The following is a 17,251-nucleotide window of genomic DNA, read 5'->3' on the forward strand; positions in this document are numbered from 1 at the left end:
ATGGGACAAAAGAAACAGACGAAAAATATGGTTGTGCGCTTGATGGGCGAGACGCTTCTCCTTTCCTTTGTCCTGTTTTTTGTCATCATTTACTTAATGCAATCATATGGATATGTCAAACCGTTCGAAACTTGGCTGGACGGCGTGAAATCAACGCTGTCTGTCTTAATCGTCGTAGTCATTATTGCGGCGATTTTCGGTTTTTTCCAAGGTTTTCGCTTGAAACGGCGGATTGAGCTGCTGCGCGAATCGATGCTGCTCTTGGAAAAGGGCAATCTGTCCCGGCCGATGCCGGACCTGGGGGACGACGAGATCGGCCAACTGACCGATCAATTGGGCAGGGTAAGCAAGCGCTGGGAGGAGCAGGTAACCTCCTTGCAGCGGTTGTCCACGAATAATGCCCAGTTAGCCGAACAAGCCCGGATATCGGCCATAATGGAAGAGCGTCAACGCTTGGCGCGGGAGCTGCATGACGCTGTGAGCCAACAATTATTCGCCATCTCGATGACGGCGACAGCGGTGCGGCGGACGCTGGACAAAGACTTTGAGCGAGCAGAGAGACAGGTGGAGCTCATCGAGGAAATGGCCTCGGTAGCCCAATCGGAAATGAGAGCCCTGCTGCTCCATCTCCGGCCGGTACACCTGGAAGGCAAGGGCCTAACGCAAGGTGTCGCTGAACTGATTCGGGAGCTCGAAGCGAAGATACCCATTCAGATTGAATATGAGATGGACGATCATATTATGCTGGTGAAGGGCGTCGAGAATCATTTATTCCGCATTGTGCAGGAAGCATTATCGAATACACTCCGCCATTCCAAGGCGACCCGCATGGAAATCAAGCTCCAGGACCGAGGCGATTACGTGCGCTTATTCATTCGTGATAATGGCGTTGGCTTCGAATGGGATGATACGAAGCAAGCGAGCTACGGCTTGCGTACGATGCAGGAACGAATCAATGAGATCGGGGGCTCGGTGCAATTCATTACGGCGTCGAACAAAGGCACACGCATTGAAATACGTGTCCCCGTTGTCAAAGAAGAGAGCGGGTTGAAGGATGAAGAGGGCAGCGATGGCCTAGGAGGTGAAGATGCCTGATATGGACACAGATATCAAAGTATTGCTCGTAGATGACCATGAGATGGTGCGTATCGGATTGGCAGCCGTATTGAGCACCGAGGATGGCATCGAAGTCGTTGGTGAGGCGAGCAACGGTGAAGAAGGAATCCGCTTGGCGCAAGAGTACAAGCCGGATGTCGTGTTGATGGATCTGGTTATGGAGGGGATGGACGGTATTGAGACGACGCGCAAGCTGCTAAGCCTGTATCCCGACTGCAAGGTCATCGTGCTGACCAGTTATTTGGATGACGAGAAAATGTACCCTGTCATTGAAGCAGGGGCGTTTAGCTACCTGCTCAAGACGTCACGCGCATCGGAAATTGCTGGGGCTATCCGTGCGGCAGCGCGTGGACAGTCCGTTCTCGAATCGCAGGTCGCATCGAAAATGATGAACCGCTTCCGCCAGCCGAAGCCGACACAAGCCGCCCATGAACAGTTGACCGACCGGGAAATGGATGTGCTGCGATTGCTTGCCCAAGGCAAGTCCAACCAAGATATCGCCGATGACCTGTTCATCGGAATCAAGACCGTGAAGTTCCACGTTACGAATATCCTTGCCAAGCTGGGCGTGGAGGATCGCACGCAAGCCGCCATTTACGCTTACAAGAACGGCCTGGCTGAATAACGGATGACCCGACCTTAGAGGGAGGCCGCTGAAAAAGTTCATTTGATGCAGGAAAGGTATAGCTACTCAAGAAACATGAGAAGGCCGTACCTTTTCTTGTATAATGTAAGCGTGGGAAGAAACAGAACCGGGGGATGATACCCGGCTCTGTCTGCATGAGGGGCGTGCAAGGAAACAGCGGTTATATCGCTTGGTCTGGCACCAATTTGATGGGGAGCGGCAGGAATTCGGGGTAGAAAAGCAGAATGAGTGTTAAATGAGTAAAAGAAACAAAAGCGCGACAAGCGTTAGGTCGAGTTCTACCCGGCCGTGGCTATGCAGGCCTAGGTGCGGGGTCAGATACGGAGCAGGAAAGGCTCCGAATGACTGAAGCGATGCTACCCTGCCCTTCTTCCCGTTGCATGGCTTGCAGGGGCGCTTGACGGGCTTGCAAGGCCGCTTGACCCGTTTGCCCCGCCGCTTGTGTGGCTTTTTCTTGGGTTTGCATTCATTCTCAAAAATTGGTTGTACCGCATCGGGAACCTCTTCTTCGTTCAGTATGATTTTGCCGTCCCGGCATAAGCTGAGACGCCCAATGAACTGGCGGCCATCATGGGTAACGGCACATACGATCCGCCCGCAATGCGATCGGATGACTTCTTCATCCAATGGAATAGGAATCATGTTACATACCTCCTTCTAAAGCGGGAATGTTCTATCATCAGTTTATTCGTTGGAGGACATTGGCGCATGGACATTGACCTAGGAGAGAAGCGCCTAATTTTGCAGCATGGAGTATGCTCTCTATCGGTGAATCAATTATCCATATGAATAAGGAGGCGGATACCGTGAGACGGGTTCGCAGAACGAAGACTCCGGCCATGAGTTTACTTCTGTTGGCGCTGTGCGGCGCTGTCAGTGTCGCCTGGGGCAGCGATTCCTGGAAGCCGGCGCCATCCGCAGTTGCGCCGGAGACATCAGCGGTGGCGAAGCGGCTGCAAATGCTGTGGGTGCTTGCCGAGTTGAGCGGCGAGCGGAAGTTCAGCTCCACGATAACGGTTCAGGGCAGCTTTCTCGCCGAAGGAGGACTACCGGCCGAGGTAGAGCGCTGGCGGCGGGGAGCGGGTATTGCGAGCGCTCCCAAGCCCAGGCAGGATCGGGGAAGGGAAGTGTATCGCGGGACGTATAATACGGCACCCTATCAAGGAGATGTGCTGTTGTTCCAGGAGAAAGACGGGCGGATTTATTATACGGTCAAATTGTCTGCGGAGGCGAAAGGTGGCATGGCCCGCTCGGTGGAAGAAGCGGAGCGGCTGCTGTGCCAGTTCGGACAGGGGAAGAGCGGGGCCGATTGGAACGCGACCGTCCGTACAGCAACCGGGGCTTCCTTGACCGATGGCTTCGCCGCGGCAGAGAAAGCGTTGGCGGAATGGGGGACAGCCGTCCCGCTCGACCGGTATGAAGACGACCGTACGATCAGCGTAACGTATGAGACGGACAATTTGGGGGTCGGCGTCGCCATGAAGGGGCGGCAGGCCAATCTGCAGGTTGCGGCGCATGAAGATCGGGAACGCGGAGAGACGCGGCTGTCCTTTGGCACGCCGCTTATCGCGGGGGAATATTGATTCGACCTTTTTCGCTAACCCGTGGCGTCAATCTGACAAGTATGCTAAAATGTCATCACATTCGAAAAGTGTGATGTCAAGTCTATATAACAGAGTGTAAGGATGATGGAAAGAGATGACTGTGATGCATAACCAAGAATCCCAACTGGCTGAAGGCACCGTCTTTTTTATATTCGGCGCGACAGGTGATTTGGCACGCCGCAAATTATTTCCTGCCATTTACAGCTTATATCACGAAGGTAAATTAGGCGAGCGGTTTGCCGTCATCGGCTTGGCCCGCCGTGGACGAACGAATAATGAGTTTCGCAATGATGTGCGCGCGTCCATTGAAGAATTTTGTCGTTATCCGATTCCGAATGATGAAAAATGGAGCCGCTTTGCGAAGCATTTCGAATACAAACCACTTGACATCAACAATGTGGACCGCTTTAAGGAATTACGGTTACAGACCGAGCATATTGAACGGGAATTCGATATCCCGGGCAACCGTCTGTTCTACCTGGCGCTGGCGCCTGAATTGTTCGGCAGCGTCTCGATGAATCTGCGGGATGGCGGAATGCTCGACAGCGAAGGCTGGCATCGACTGGTCATCGAGAAGCCGTTCGGCTATGATTTGCCGTCGGCTCAGAAATTGAACGAAGAATTGAGCGATGTGTTCAAGGAAGAAGAGATTTACCGCATCGATCACTATTTGGGCAAAGAGATGGTTCAGAACATTGAAGTGATTCGATTCGCGAATGCCTTCTTTGAGCCACTGTGGAATAACAAGCACATCGCTAATATTCAGATAACTCTGGCTGAGACGGTCGGCGTGGAAGAGCGCGGCGGCTATTACGATCATGCTGGAGCGCTGCGTGATATGGCCCAGAACCATATGCTCCAGATGCTCACGATGATCGCGATGGAAGCGCCAAGTCGGCTGCATCCGGAAGATATTCGCGATGAGAAGGTGAAGGTGCTTCGCTCTTTGCGCCAATTCGTCAATACCGACGAAGTGACGCGCAATGTCGTGCGCGGCCAATATGCGGCGGGCGCATTGAACGGCAAGTCGTTGCCTGCGTACCGGGAAGAAGAGAAAGTGAACCCGGCTTCCGTCACGGAAACGTACTTCGCGGCCCGTCTCTACGTAGACAACTTCCGCTGGGCAGGCGTTCCCTTCTATATTCGTACAGGCAAGCGACTTCCGGTCAAAACGACTGAGGTCGTCGTTGAGTTCAAAAACATGCCGACGAACGTCTATCTGTCGCAAAAGCATAAGCTGGAACCGAATCTGCTCGTTATTCGGGTGAACCCGATGGAAGGCATCTACGTCAAGATCAATGGCAAGAAGCCGGGAGCCGACGCCAGCGTGCAGCCGCTCGCGATGGATTTCTGCCAGAGCTGCATGGTTGGCATCAATACGCCGGAAGCCTATGAACGGCTTATCTTCGACGCGGCACGCGGCGACTCCACTTATTTCACCCGGTGGGATGAAGTTGCATCCGCCTGGTCGTTCGTGGACAAGATTGCCGGAGCCTGGAAGGCATCCAGCGAAGACCTGCACCTGTATCCGGCAGGGTCTTGGGGGCCGGAGCAAGCGGATAAGCTGTTGGCCGAGGATGGCTTCCGGTGGTGGCCGGTGAACGGACAAGAGGAAAGCCAGGTCGTATGGAATAAGTAATTCAACAATAGGAGAAGGCTGTGCTCCCGGCGGGAGCACAGTTTTTTTTGGTGAACCTCCGCTGTGTCCGCTAATCATTTTTCTCGATTACAAGCCGAAAGTATCATATCCCAATAAATTGACTTAAAAAAAAGTTTGTGTTCACTTAAAGTTAGTTATACTATAAAATATAAAGTATGTTACAATTTTCGGGGGGAATCGACATGAAACGCAACAAGTTATGGCTTGCACTCTTACTATCCTTCGTCGTTGCGGTGGTCAGCGCCTGCGGTGGCAGTCAGACGCCGGCTCCCGATTCGGCTTCCGGTACCGATACGGGAGGAGAGCCGAAGAGCGGCGGCAGCATCATTATCGCGGTTCAGGAGGATCCGCGAGTGATGAATCCTATCTATGCCGGGGACCGGGTAACATTGACGATTAATCAATCGTTGTTCGCTCCTTTATATCATATCGATAACGGCGAGAAGAAATTCGTCCTGGCGGAAAGCCTGACTCCCTCGGAGGACTCACTGACGTACACACTGAAGCTGCGCCAAGGCTTGAAATGGCATGACGGGCAGCCGTTGACGGCGGACGATGTCGTGTTTACGATGAATAGCATTTTGGATGAGAAGCAGCACAGCTCGGATCGGGCTACCTATCTATTCAACAGCAAGCCGCTGATGGCAAAAAAAGTGGATGATCTGACGGTGGAGTTCGTGCTTCCGCAACCATCGGCTTCGTTCGAGGGCGTGCTGGCCAATTTCAAGCCAATTCCGAAGCATGTGTTTGAGGGTGAAGCGGATCTCGAGAAGAGCAGTAAGAACGACCATCCGATCGGATCCGGCCCGTTCAAATTCAAGGAATACCGTGCAGGTGAATATGTGACGCTGGACCGGTTCGATGATTATTTTGCCGGTAAAGCATACCTGGATTCGGTAACCTACCGCGTGGCGAAGGATTCGAACGCCGCCAACCTCGCTCTGCAGAACGGGGAGCTGCAAATGCGCATGGTCGACTCCGTTGACTATGCGAAGCTCGACAACACCGGCAAATTCAATCTGGTGACGTATCCGGAAGGCCGCCTTATCTATATGGTGTTCAACCAGAACGTCGATGTCATGAAAAAGAAGGAAGTGCGCCAAGCGATTGCGTACGCCTTGAACAAGAAAGAAATAATTACGGCCGCCTTCGGCTCGACGGAATTCGCGGAACCGGCCGCTTCGATCTTCACACCGGACACGCTGTACCAGACGACGGATGTTGCCACCTACGATTACAATATCGAGAAAGCGAAGGAACTGCTCCAGCAAGCCGGCGTAAGCAATCTGAAGCTGCGTCTCGCGTATGTGAACTCGAACAAGCCGCAGACCAGCAAAGCGCTGTATATTCAGCAGCAATTGAAGGAAGTCGGCATCGACGTGGAACTGATGGCGCTTGATATCGCGGCATTCGGCAATATGTCGCTCGACATGAACAATACGAGCTATGATATTTCGTTCGGCGGCTATATTATGGGCTACGAGCCGGACGCTTACAAATCGCTCTATATGAGCGATGCGGCGTACAACTATGCCCATTATAAAAATCCAGACTTCGATGCGCTGTGGAATCAGGCGGCCGTCGAAATGGACAAAACGAAGCGCAGCGAGCTGTATGAGCAAATTCAGAAGACCATCGCGGACGAGATGAACGTGTACCCCATCGCGTACGGCAAAGCGATCGTGGCGGTAGACAAGCGCTATGGCGGGTTGGAAGAAGCCGTTCCGAAGCCGGTTGTCATGTTCGAGGATTTGTCCAAAATTTATGTGAAGTAAGCTCTCGAAACCGATCATCATTAGGTAGCGGGAATTGAATCGAGAATTCGCGGGCGCTTGAAACGTTATCGTTTCAAGCGCTCTTTCGGAGGGAACCTTTGTGCAGAAATATATCGTGCGACGCGTTCTTCAAGCCATACCGCTCTTATTCTTCATTTCTATCGTGTCGTTCGCGCTGATTAAGCTGGCTCCGGGAGATCCAGTCAATTCGTTCGTGACGCCCGATATGAACAAGGAGGACGTGGAACGGGTACGGGAAAGTCTCGGCCTGAACCTTCCGCTCTACATGCAGTATTGGATCTGGCTGAAAAATGTGTTCATGGGCAACCTGGGCTACTCCCTGTCCAATCACCGGCCTGTGCTGACGCTTATCGTGGAGCGTCTTCCGGCCACGATCGGCTTAATGGGGGCGGCTCTCTTGTTGTCGTTGCTTATCTCCGTGCCGCTTAGCATGTACGCGGCTTCCCGAAAAGACCGCCCGGTCGATCGTGCGCTTGGGCTTGTCTCGTATATCGGAATCTCGATCCCGAGCTTCTGGTTCGGGATTATGCTAATCTATCTGTTCGCCGTTAAGCTCAACTGGCTGCCGAGCATGGGAATGCGGACCATCGGCGTCGACTCTGCGTGGGATGTGCTGAAGCACGGCATCCTGCCGTGCACGGTGCTGTGCTTCATGAACGTTTCCGTCTATATGCGCTATATCCGGTCAAATACGATCTCGCAGCTCGAAGAGGATTATGTGCAGATTCAATATGCATACGGCTCGACACAAGGCACGGTGCTGCGGCGTCATGTGCTTAAAAATGTGCTGCTCCCAATTATTACAATTCTCGGGATGTCCTTCCCGGAATTGATCGCCGGGGCGTTCATCACCGAGTCGGTATTCTCCTGGCCCGGTATGGGATCGCTCGGGATTACTGCCGTGTTCGCTTTGGACTATCCCGTCATTATGGGGATAACGATGCTCTCGTCGGTTATGCTCGTATTTGGGAATCTGGCCGCGGACGTTCTGTATGGTGTAGTCGATCCGCGCATTAAGACGATGAGGTGATGGTAATGAACCGAATGAAATGGCGTAACGTACTTACCCAAGTGAAAGAGCAAAAGGCCGCCATCGCCGCGATCATTCTCCTTGCCGTCTTTGCGCTCGCCGCGATCTTCGCCTTCCTGGTGCCTTACGATCCGAACAAGATTGTTGTGACGGAGCGGCTGCTGCCACCAAGCGCCGCGCACTGGTTCGGCACGGATGATTATGGCCGAGATTACTTGGCGCGAGCGCTGTACGGCGGGCGCGTCTCGCTCAGCGTCGGCTTCCTGGCGATGGCGATCGCCGTTATCGTCGGCACTGCCGTCGGTACGGTGAGCGGCTATTTTGGCGGCTGGATCGATAATGTACTGATGCGGATCGTCGACATTCTAATGTCGATTCCATCTTTTTTCTTGATGCTGATTCTAAATGCGTATTTAAAGCCAAGCATTACGACGATTATTCTCATTATCGGCGTGCTTAGCTGGATGAACATCGCCCGGATTGTGCGGGCGGAGACGCTGTCAGTCAAGGAGCGGGAATATGTGCTCTATGCCCGGGTATCGGGACAGAATACGCTCGCTATTATTTTAAAGCATATTGTGCCTAATATAATGTCTACAATTATTGTGGCCGCGACAATTAACATTGCCTCGGCAATCTTGATGGAATCTTCGCTCAGCTTCCTCGGCCTGGGTATCCAGCAGCCGAATTCGTCCTGGGGCAGCATGCTGAACGATGCGCAAGGATTTATCGGAGAGGCGCCTTATCTGGCCTTGTTCCCAGGCTTATTCATTTTGTTGACGGTCCTCTCCTTCAACGTGCTGGGCGACGTGTTTCGGGTCGCGTTCGAACCGAAGGCCAACAAGAGATGATGATGGGAGATAAAAGGGGAAGGACTATGGAATTAACAGAGAACGGGAGTGGGACCCATGACTGAATTGCTGTCCGTCCGACAATTGAGAACATCGTTCATGACCCGGGACGGCGAAGTGCAGTCCGTCCGTGGCGTCAGCTTCGATGTGCGCCAGGGTGAGGTCATCGGCATCGTCGGCGAATCAGGAAGCGGCAAGAGCGTGACAGCCAAGTCGCTTTTCAGCCTGATTCCGCCTCCGGGCGTAATTCGCGGTGGCGAGGTCGTGTATCGGGGCGAGAATCTGCTCGCCCTGCCGGAAAAGCGGCTGCGGCAGCTTCGTGGCAACCGGATTGCGATGATTTTCCAGGATCCGATGACGTCCTTGAACCCGGTCGTCAAGGTCGGGGCCCAGATCATCGAGGTGCTGCAACGGCATAAGAAGCGGAGCAAGCAGGCGGCCCGCGCTGAGGCGATCGAGTTGCTCCGTCAAGTCGGCATTCCTTCGCCGGAGGAGCGGATCGATCAGTATCCGCATGAATTCAGCGGTGGAATGCGCCAGCGGGCGATGATCGCGATGGCGCTCTCCTGCCAGCCGGAGCTTCTTATCGCCGACGAGCCGACGACGGCGCTGGACGTGACCATCCAGGCCCAGATTCTGGGCCTGATGAAGCAGCTTCGGGATTCGACGAACACGGCGATCCTGCTGATCACCCATGACCTGGGCGTCGTGGCTCAAGTTTGCACCCGTGTCGTCGTCATGTATGGCGGCCTCATCATGGAGGAGGGCACGGTACATGATATTTTTGATCGGCCGATGCATCCGTATACGCAAGGGCTGCTGCGCTCGATTCCGAAGGTGACGAATGGCAAGCGGGAACGGCTCTACAGCATTGAAGGCACGCCGCCGAATCTGCTGCATCCGCCCGAGGGCTGTCCGTTCCAGGACCGATGCCCGCATGCGATGGAGCAATGCCGGCAGCTGCCACCTTATGTCGTGACGGAGACGGGCCACCGCTCGCTCTGCTGGCTGCAGCATGATGCGCCGGGCGTTACGCTGAAGGCCGCCAATCCAGAGGAGGTGGAGCAGCATGAGTAAGGCGGACCAAATGCTGCTGGATGTGCGGGGCTTGAAAAAGTATTTTTATACCTCGAAAGGGCTGTTCGGAAAAAACAAGCAGACGCTGAAGGCAGTTGATGATGTCAGCTTTCAGATTCGGCGCGGAGAGACGTTCGGGCTCGTGGGCGAATCCGGCTGCGGCAAGTCGACGACCGGACGATCCATCGTCCGTCTGTATGATGTGACCGCGGGCGAGATTCGATTCGACGGCACTGATCTGGCTCATCTGAGCGAGCGGGAACTGAAGCCGTTCCGCAAGCGGATGCAGACGATCTTCCAGGATCCGTATTCATCGTTGAATCCGGGCATGAACGTGACGCAGCTTATTAGCGAGCCGATGGAGATTCACGGCTTCGGCACGAAGGCGGAGCGGCGGGAGACGGTGGGGGAACTGTTGAATAAGGTCGGGCTGAAGCCTGAGCATGCAAAACGGTATCCGCATGAATTCAGCGGCGGCCAGCGGCAGCGGATCAGCATTGCGCGTGCCTTGTCCGTCAAGCCGGAGTTCATCCTGTGCGACGAGCCGATCTCGGCCTTGGACGTGTCCGTGCAGGCGCAGGTGGTTAACATGCTGGAGGATCTGCAGGCGGAATTCGGATTGACCTATCTGTTCATCGCCCATGATTTGTCGATGGTGCGCCATATTTCCGATCGCATCGGCGTCATGTATCTCGGCAAGCTGGTCGAACTGGCGCGGAGTGATGAATTGTACAATCATCCGGCCCATCCGTATACGCAAGCGCTGCTGGCGGCTATTCCGGTCCCGGATCCGAATGCGGCCAGCAACGCCACGGTGATACTGGAGGACGATCGGCCGAGCCCACTGGCCGGAGTGGCCGGCTGCCGCTTCGCGTCGCGCTGTCCGTTCGCGACGGATCGGTGCCGCCAGCAGGAGCCAAAGTGGAAGGAAATCTCACCGGGACATTTTGTGGCTTGCTATTTATACGATGAGAAATAACCGGTTCCGCTCTGCATGGAGCGGAGCAATAGGATAGAAGAGACGATGGGACAGGTCGCTTCGCGGCCGCATCGACAAGGAGGCAAGAACGATGGGGAACGAGGCACGGTTATCGCAAAATACAGCGATTTTGTTGGAACGCGCTCGGCGCAAAGGATATACGGACGTTCAACTGCTGCGCATCATTCGCTCCGGCGACGTCAGCGAGCTGACGCAGGTGAACGAGGCAGGGTATTCGTACGATGGTTTTCTGACCTATGCCGCCGAGCATGGCGAATCGTTGGAACAAGCGGTCACGAAAGGCTACCGCATGACGTTCAATACGATGAACGGATTGAGAATATGGCTGGAAATGCGCTTTGGTATCGCGGAAGGCGTCGATTTCATCCAGGGCGAAGGGAAATATACCGGGCTGACGCTGTCTGAAGCTGACCTGGATGCGCTCCACTTCGCGCTCGCCGCGAACTGGATCATCCTCGAAGAGGCTGAAGCTTCCGGGCCGAAGCGGACGGTTACGCTGGCTGTGCGCCGAATGGGCAGCAGTTAGGAGGCATAGCGAAGGATAGAGAAGATATGGAGAGAAAGCGAACAAGCCGCCTGTGTCTCCGCAGAGGGAGATGCAGGCAGCTTGTGCTATCTGTAGGCGGGCCGGTCCGCGAGCGGACAATCTCATTATGACATTCAAATCAATATTTGAATATGGAGTGCGGGAAAATGTTATCTTTGGCGCTCCATGAAAATATTTTTGCCATGATCGCAAAAGATGTGGGCATTGTCCATTTATGGGCGGCCCTGTTTTATGATACAATAACGAATACGTGATTTTAGATGAGAGGGCTATGTCTAATGAGTAAATCGTTATCCGAAGAATTACAACAAGAAGTGGAGAAGCGGCGCACCTTCGCGATCATCTCCCACCCGGACGCTGGGAAGACGACCTTGACGGAGAAGCTGCTCTTGTTCGGGGGAGCGATCCGCCTCGCGGGAACCGTCAAAGCCCGCAAAGCGAGCAAGCATGCGACGAGCGACTGGATGGAAATCGAGAAGCAGCGCGGCATCTCGGTTACGTCGTCCGTCATGCAGTTCGACTATAACGGCCATCGGGTGAATATCCTTGATACCCCGGGCCACCAAGACTTCAGTGAGGACACGTACCGGACGTTGACGGCCGCCGATAGCGCGGTCATGCTGATTGACGTGGCGAAGGGCGTCGAGAACCAGACGATCAAGCTGTTCCAGGTCTGCGCGAAGCGGGGTATCCCGATCTTCACGTTCATTAACAAGCTGGACCGTGAAGGCCGGAATCCGTTCGAGCTGATGGAAGAGATTGAGCAGGTGCTGGGCATCCGATCGGTGCCGATGAATTGGCCGATCGGCATGGGACGTCAGCTCTGCGGCGTGTACGACCGCATGAAGAAGCAGGTGGAACTGTTCCAGGGCGACGATCATTCCGTTATCCAGGTGCAGAAGGTGGACGATTACCGCGATCCGGTGATCCGGGATATCGCGGGAGAGCATCTGCATGATCAGCTGTGCGAGGATTTAGAGCTGCTAGACGTAGCCGGAGACGAATTCGATGAGGAGAAAGTGAAGCGGGGCGAGCTGACGCCGGTCTTTTTCGGCAGCGCGATCAATAACTTCGGCATGCAGACCTTCCTCGAGAACTTCCTGCAATTGGCCCCGAAGCCGACTTCGCGTCAATCGACGGAAGGCCCGATCGAGCCGACGAATGAGAAGTTCACGGGCTACGTGTTCAAGATTCAGGCGAATATGAACCCGGCTCACCGCGACCGGATTGCGTTCCTGCGCATCTGCTCCGGGAAGTTCGAGCGGGGCATGAGCGTCAAGCATGTGCGCGTCGGCAAAGATATCAAGCTATCCCAGCCGCAGCAATTCCTGGCCCAAGACCGGGATATCGTATCGGAGGCTTATCCGGGCGATATTGTCGGGCTGTTCGATCCGGGAATCTTCCGCATCGGGGACAGCTTGACCCAGGGAGGGGCCGTCACGTTCGACGAGCTTCCCGTCTTCTCCCCGGAGATTTTTGCTCGTGTCACGGTCAAAAACGCACTTAAGCATAAACAGTACCAGAAGGGCGTCGACCAACTGACCGAGGAAGGAACGATTCAGGTGTTCCATTCCGCGAGCGTCTTCGAAGAGACGATACTCGGCGTCGTTGGCCAGCTACAGTTCGAGGTGTTCGAATACCGGATGAAGGGAGAGTACGGGGTTGAGGTGCAGTTGATGAGGCTGCCGTACCAATTCGCGCGCTGGGTGACGGGGCTGAACATTGATCCGTCCAAATTCCGCATCAATTCGCAGCTCGTCAAAGATAAGTCCGGCAACTTCGTCGCTTTGTTCGAAAATGAATATGCAATGCGCACTGCCATGGACAAACTGCCGGAATTGAATTTCTTGGAGACTGCGCCATAACTTATTGATACTCCACGCGGTCATCATAAGCGAACCCCCTCATGTATTGATGATGAGGGGGTTCTGTTGATCCAGCAGATTCGCGTTTTTACCTTCATCAGGCGCGCAGCTGTTCGTCTTGATGCAGCTTGTGCTGCAGTGTATCCACCATCTGCTGACGAAGCTCGCTGTCGCTTTGCTTCCAGATTAATTCGAACAGAACGCCAAGACCGGGAAGCGCCCGCTCATCATAATCGATTGAGCCTTCGATCATGTCAATGACATCTTTTTCCGGCTTATTGGACACTTTCTGTACAATCGCCTGACGTAAGTTAAGCGTGACGGCCATCGGCTGTTTCCTCCTTCCTTCACGTTGCCGGTATCGTTCTATTGACTGACAGACGGCGAATCGGCACTTCGCGTATAACGTTCCCCAATTGAATGATCCTCATACGGGCCGAGACGGAAGTATTCTTTCGTCTCACTGGATGGGCGTGGTATAATTGAGATAGAATAAGTAGTGTCGGATGGATGGGGAAGGTGATAGTATGACGGCTAAAAAGCAATTTGCGATTATTGGCATGGGGCGATTCGGCTCCAGCGTCGCTAAATATTTGAGCAACATGAATTTCGAGGTGCTGGCCATCGATTCCAGTGAGCAGAAGATACAGGAAGTCGTGAATATCGTCACGCATGCCGTATCGGCAGACTCGACAGATGAAGACGCGCTTCGCGCCCTCGGCATTCGCAACTTCGATGTCGTCGTCGTGGCGATCGGACAAGATATTCAGTCCAGCATTCTGACGACGCTGATTTTGAAGGATCTGGGCGTGCCGATGATTGTTGTCAAGGCGCAGAATGAATTACACGGTAAAGTATTGAACAAAATCGGTGCCGATAAAGTGGTCTTTCCGGAGAGGGATATGGGAGCAAGGGTGGCGCATCATTTGATTTCCCCAAATATTTTGGACTATATCGAGCTGTCGGAGGACCATTCCATTGTAGAGATGCGGGCTTCCTCGCTTATGATAGGCAAGAACTTGAAAGAGTTGGATATCCGCGCTCGCTTCGGCTGCAACGTCATGGCGATCAAGAACAACGGCAAGACCAATATATCGCCGTATGCGGAGGATCGGATCAAGGATGGGGATATTTTGGTTATCGTGGGGCAGAATAATCATCTGAAAAACCTGGAACTCGTGTATGCCTAATCATGATGAGACGTACTGAAACGATTACTTCCGTACATAATCCTCGCATCAAGCGATGGGCGTCCCTGCGGGAACGCAAAGGTCGCAAGCAGGAAGGATGCTTCCTCGTAGAAGGCATCCATCTCGTGCAGGAGGCGCTTGCCTCCGGCGCCCCGGTAGAGGCCGTCCTGTACGAGGTAGCGCATGATGTCCCTGCGGAGCTGATCCCGTACGCGAATGCGCCGCGAACCGCGGCAGCAGGCGGCAAGCAGCCGGAATGGATCGGCGTCACGGATGCCATAATTCGCAAGCTGAGCGAGACGGAGGCCCCGCAGCCGGTCATCGCAGTCGTTCGCAAGCCTACTCTCGAGCCGGATGCTCTCTTCAATGCGGATCTGGCGCTCGTGGTGGCGGTAGACGGGGTGCAGGATCCCGGCAATCTGGGAACGATTATCCGCTCGGCCGATGCTGTCGGGGCGACGGGGGTTGTTCTCGGCAAAGGCACAGTGGACGTGTACAACGCCAAGACGGTGCGCTCGACGATGGGATCACTCTTCCATCTCCCAGTCGTCGAAGCCGATCTATTATCCTTGCTCCCCGAAGCGAAGGCTCACGGGATGCGGCTGGCCAGCACGAGTCTACAGGCTTCGCATTCCTGCTACGGCTACGATTACCAGCAGCCGCTCTGGCTGGTCGTCGGCAATGAGGGCCAAGGCGTATCCCCAGCCGTACAAGCTCTCGTCGACGACACCTTGATTATCCCGATGCGCGGCCAAGCCGAATCGCTGAATGTTGCCATGGCGACGACCGTACTTCTCTACGAGGCGATGCGGCAGCGGTATTTTTCGAACAACAATAATTCCTGACCACGATCCTAAGTAACTGTCCCTGAATAAAAATTAGTGTCCAAACAAGGGACTGACCCCATAACGTGAGACAAATCAAAACACCTTCAAGAGGAACATCCTTATATCGTAAGATAAGGGAACAATCTTGGAGGTGTTTTTGCGTTGGCAACTAGAGTGAGCTACCCGGTGGAAGTTAAATTCTGGATGAAATGGTATCGGGAAGGTGAACTCCATCGTCTGGAGCAGACAGTAGGTAAGCAATATAGCTACGGAAAAGGCCCAGATTATATATCAGAACTTGAAAAAGTGAAGGCAGAGAATCGTTTTCTAAAGCAGCAACTAGAGGTTCTAAAAAAGTACAAGGAGTTGGAAAGGAGGTGTCACCTGAAGTAGTCATTGCTTGGGTAGAGTCACTGCTTCGAATGGAGCAGAAGATTAATCACAAACGTGTTTCCGTATGCGTGATCTTGCACGAGAATATATGCGAATCCGCAAGTTCCTCACCAACAGGACCGTCATGGCGGGAGCCAACTGTCTCAATCACGTTCTGCGGCTGACCACTGGCAGCGTGCAAGGCAACGTGAAGCTTAATCCCAGCTCGTTCTCCATGGAACGGAGCCCAAGGCAGACGGGTCTTACCCACGGTGACCGTAGTTGAACCGATATGCAATAATTCTTTGGGAAGCTTCAATTGACGTTTAGCCCGCCGATTGCATTTTTGAAGCACAAGATGAAATGACCTTTTGAACAACTCAAAAGGAACAACCTTAGCTTTCTTTGAAAAAGTCGAATAATCGGCTTGAGTTAGACCGCAAGCAACGGCGCGGTCAGCCCCGTCTCGAAAGCCATCCCATTGTTCAAAGGCAGCTTGTGTCCAGTATTGCAGCAGGGTGTAGACAGTGAACTTACGGGCTGACTCATGATATCCTACCAGTTCGGTTAATTGCATAACTTCTTCTTTCGTAAGTATGAATTGAAGTAATGACTGGAACATGGTAGACTTTTTCATGAGGTCGCCTCTTTCAAATCGTGTTGTGTGGTGCAATCGATTTTACAGAAAAAGGCGGCCTGTTTGCTATGATTGATTTTTTGTGATTTATTGGATAATCAACAGGGGTGACAATATAAAGCTTTTAGGGGAGTCGCTTGATGAAAATTTTTATTTTTGTTATTAAGTTTCTTAGAAATGTAGTTTTTTTATTTATTGGGTTATGTACTCTTAATTTTTTAGAAAAAAAAATAATTGAAAAAATTAAGGGAGATATCATGTTGATGCTTCTTCTTTTTTTGGCAGATATAATTTTTTTATTTGTAATTCATCGCCAATTCATTTCAAAAAATAAACTTAAAGCCAGTCATAGGAATTCTCTTTTAATTATTTCATTTTTCATAATTATTTTGGTTTTGTTATTAGCAAAAGCGTAGCTGACATCATCGACAAACGCATGGATTAAATTGGTAGAGAAGTTGTTCTTTTATTTTCTCCCATTCATCATCGCGTATTTCGTATCTTTTTCTCATCATATCCGTTTATCATGTTTACATGGCATTCTATATAGAGGCTCGGAATAAAGCAAGCATTCTGAATCGAAATGAGGGGTGAATGAAGCAGAAGCGCCGATGAAATGGCACAGATGAAAGCTGTTTTCAAAAATGTGTATGCCGAAGAACCCAAAACCCGGGCATTTTAAAAAAAATGCGATGTGAACCGTATGGGATTAAGCGGCTGTCAGGTCTTTTAGCCACTTATCAACGGACATCTGTTGTTTTTGTTTCCTGGCTTCTTCCAGCCATGCGTCGGCATGCTGGCACATGGCGATCAAGTACACGCGAATGTTCCAGTGGCGGGAACTCTGCGCCCGCGCGACGCTTCCAGTTTGTAATCGACTTTCTGGCGCTTGATACAGCGTTCTACGCCGGTTCGCAGCGCATAACGCTTTCTCCATTCCTTGCTGTCGCGGCGGGTGCGCGGAAAAAGGCGCGGGTTATCCGCAGTTGAAGTGTAGAACGTCCTCCCGTACTCGGAAGGCGAACAGGGCGTA

17 protein-coding genes and 2 pseudogenes are annotated in these 17,251 nt (G+C 53.0%); 15 read left to right on the plus strand and 4 right to left on the minus strand.

Annotation, left to right across the window (positions count from 1 at the left end):
* Together PPOP_RS13730 and PPOP_RS13735 are read left to right on the plus strand one after the other, a co-directional pair.
* A complete protein-coding gene (locus tag PPOP_RS13730) occupies positions 1-1,095 on the plus strand; it encodes a sensor histidine kinase (protein ID WP_006287100.1) in 1,095 nt (364 codons plus the stop codon).
* Position 1,096: 1 nt separating this feature from the next.
* Positions 1,097-1,741, plus strand: a complete 645-nt coding sequence (locus PPOP_RS13735; protein WP_042228920.1) for a response regulator transcription factor — start codon at positions 1,097-1,099, stop codon at positions 1,739-1,741.
* Positions 1,742-1,993: 252 nt separating this feature from the next.
* On the opposite strand, the gene PPOP_RS13740 is transcribed toward PPOP_RS13735, so the two are convergent.
* Entirely contained in the window at positions 1,994-2,404 is a 411-nt protein-coding gene (locus PPOP_RS13740) for a hypothetical protein (RefSeq protein ID WP_042228913.1), read from the minus strand.
* 164 nt (positions 2,405-2,568) lie between these two features.
* Between PPOP_RS13740 and PPOP_RS13745 the strand changes: the two genes are divergently transcribed.
* The 9 genes from PPOP_RS13745 to PPOP_RS13785 all read left to right on the plus strand — a co-directional run bounded on the left by PPOP_RS13745 (position 2,569) and on the right by PPOP_RS13785 (position 13,192).
* Entirely contained in the window at positions 2,569-3,345 is a 777-nt protein-coding gene (locus PPOP_RS13745; protein WP_234399838.1) for a YwmB family TATA-box binding protein, read from the plus strand.
* A gap of 115 nt (positions 3,346-3,460) precedes the next feature.
* Positions 3,461-5,005, plus strand: coding sequence for a glucose-6-phosphate dehydrogenase (zwf, locus tag PPOP_RS13750; protein WP_006287103.1), 1,545 nt, complete (start codon positions 3,461-3,463; stop codon positions 5,003-5,005).
* Between the two features lie 203 nt (positions 5,006-5,208).
* On the plus strand, positions 5,209-6,801 hold the full coding sequence (locus PPOP_RS13755) for an ABC transporter substrate-binding protein (protein ID WP_042228914.1): 1,593 nt from the start codon (positions 5,209-5,211) through the stop codon (positions 6,799-6,801).
* A gap of 100 nt (positions 6,802-6,901) precedes the next feature.
* On the plus strand, positions 6,902-7,852 hold the full coding sequence (locus tag PPOP_RS13760; protein WP_006287105.1) for an ABC transporter permease: 951 nt from the start codon (positions 6,902-6,904) through the stop codon (positions 7,850-7,852).
* Between the two features lie 5 nt (positions 7,853-7,857).
* Positions 7,858-8,703 carry an ABC transporter permease gene (locus PPOP_RS13765; RefSeq protein WP_042228915.1) on the plus strand — a complete coding sequence of 282 codons (846 nt, stop codon included), beginning with the start codon at positions 7,858-7,860 and terminating at the stop codon, positions 8,701-8,703.
* A 57-nt stretch (positions 8,704-8,760) separates the two neighbouring features.
* Entirely contained in the window at positions 8,761-9,780 is a 1,020-nt protein-coding gene (locus PPOP_RS13770) for an ABC transporter ATP-binding protein (RefSeq protein WP_042228916.1), read from the plus strand.
* A complete protein-coding gene (locus tag PPOP_RS13775) occupies positions 9,773-10,759 on the plus strand; it encodes an ABC transporter ATP-binding protein (protein WP_006287108.1) in 987 nt (328 codons plus the stop codon). The genes PPOP_RS13770 and PPOP_RS13775 overlap by 8 nt, the downstream gene beginning before the upstream one ends.
* Positions 10,760-10,850: 91 nt before the next feature.
* On the plus strand, positions 10,851-11,306 hold the full coding sequence (locus PPOP_RS13780) for a hypothetical protein (RefSeq protein WP_006287109.1): 456 nt from the start codon (positions 10,851-10,853) through the stop codon (positions 11,304-11,306).
* Between the two features lie 299 nt (positions 11,307-11,605).
* Positions 11,606-13,192 (plus strand): peptide chain release factor 3, encoded by a 1,587-nt coding sequence (locus PPOP_RS13785; RefSeq protein WP_006287110.1) that lies wholly within the window; start codon positions 11,606-11,608, stop codon positions 13,190-13,192.
* A 97-nt stretch (positions 13,193-13,289) separates the two neighbouring features.
* On the opposite strand, the gene sspI is transcribed toward PPOP_RS13785, so the two are convergent.
* Positions 13,290-13,520 (minus strand): small acid-soluble spore protein SspI, encoded by a 231-nt coding sequence (sspI, locus tag PPOP_RS13790; protein ID WP_006287111.1) that lies wholly within the window; start codon positions 13,518-13,520, stop codon positions 13,290-13,292.
* A gap of 199 nt (positions 13,521-13,719) precedes the next feature.
* On the opposite strand from sspI, the gene PPOP_RS13795 reads away from it, so the two are divergent.
* From PPOP_RS13795 to PPOP_RS13805, 3 genes and pseudogenes are all read left to right on the plus strand, one after another.
* Positions 13,720-14,382, plus strand: coding sequence for a potassium channel family protein (locus tag PPOP_RS13795; RefSeq protein ID WP_042228917.1), 663 nt, complete (start codon positions 13,720-13,722; stop codon positions 14,380-14,382).
* Positions 14,383-14,384: 2 nt separating this feature from the next.
* Positions 14,385-15,227 carry a TrmH family RNA methyltransferase gene (locus PPOP_RS13800; RefSeq protein ID WP_042228918.1) on the plus strand — a complete coding sequence of 281 codons (843 nt, stop codon included), beginning with the start codon at positions 14,385-14,387 and terminating at the stop codon, positions 15,225-15,227.
* 144 nt (positions 15,228-15,371) lie between these two features.
* Positions 15,372-15,625: pseudogene (locus tag PPOP_RS13805) on the plus strand (IS3 family transposase); the annotation flags it as partial.
* 23 nt (positions 15,626-15,648) lie between these two features.
* On the opposite strand, the gene PPOP_RS13810 reads toward PPOP_RS13805, so the two are convergent.
* A complete protein-coding gene (locus PPOP_RS13810; RefSeq protein WP_006287116.1) occupies positions 15,649-16,218 on the minus strand; it encodes an IS4 family transposase in 570 nt (189 codons plus the stop codon).
* A 140-nt stretch (positions 16,219-16,358) separates the two neighbouring features.
* Between PPOP_RS13810 and PPOP_RS13815 the strand changes: the two genes are divergently transcribed.
* The gene (locus PPOP_RS13815) at positions 16,359-16,634 is read left to right on the plus strand and encodes a hypothetical protein (RefSeq protein ID WP_006287117.1); all 276 of its coding nucleotides are present in this window, start codon (positions 16,359-16,361) and stop codon (positions 16,632-16,634) included.
* A 394-nt stretch (positions 16,635-17,028) separates the two neighbouring features.
* Here the strand turns inward: PPOP_RS13815 and PPOP_RS24405 are convergent.
* Positions 17,029-17,251, minus strand: a pseudogene (locus PPOP_RS24405) (hypothetical protein); the annotation flags it as partial.

The sequence above is a fragment of the Paenibacillus popilliae ATCC 14706 genome (genome assembly GCF_000315235.1).
GTDB classification, from domain to species: Bacteria; Bacillota; Bacilli; order Paenibacillales; family Paenibacillaceae; genus Paenibacillus_B; species Paenibacillus_B popilliae.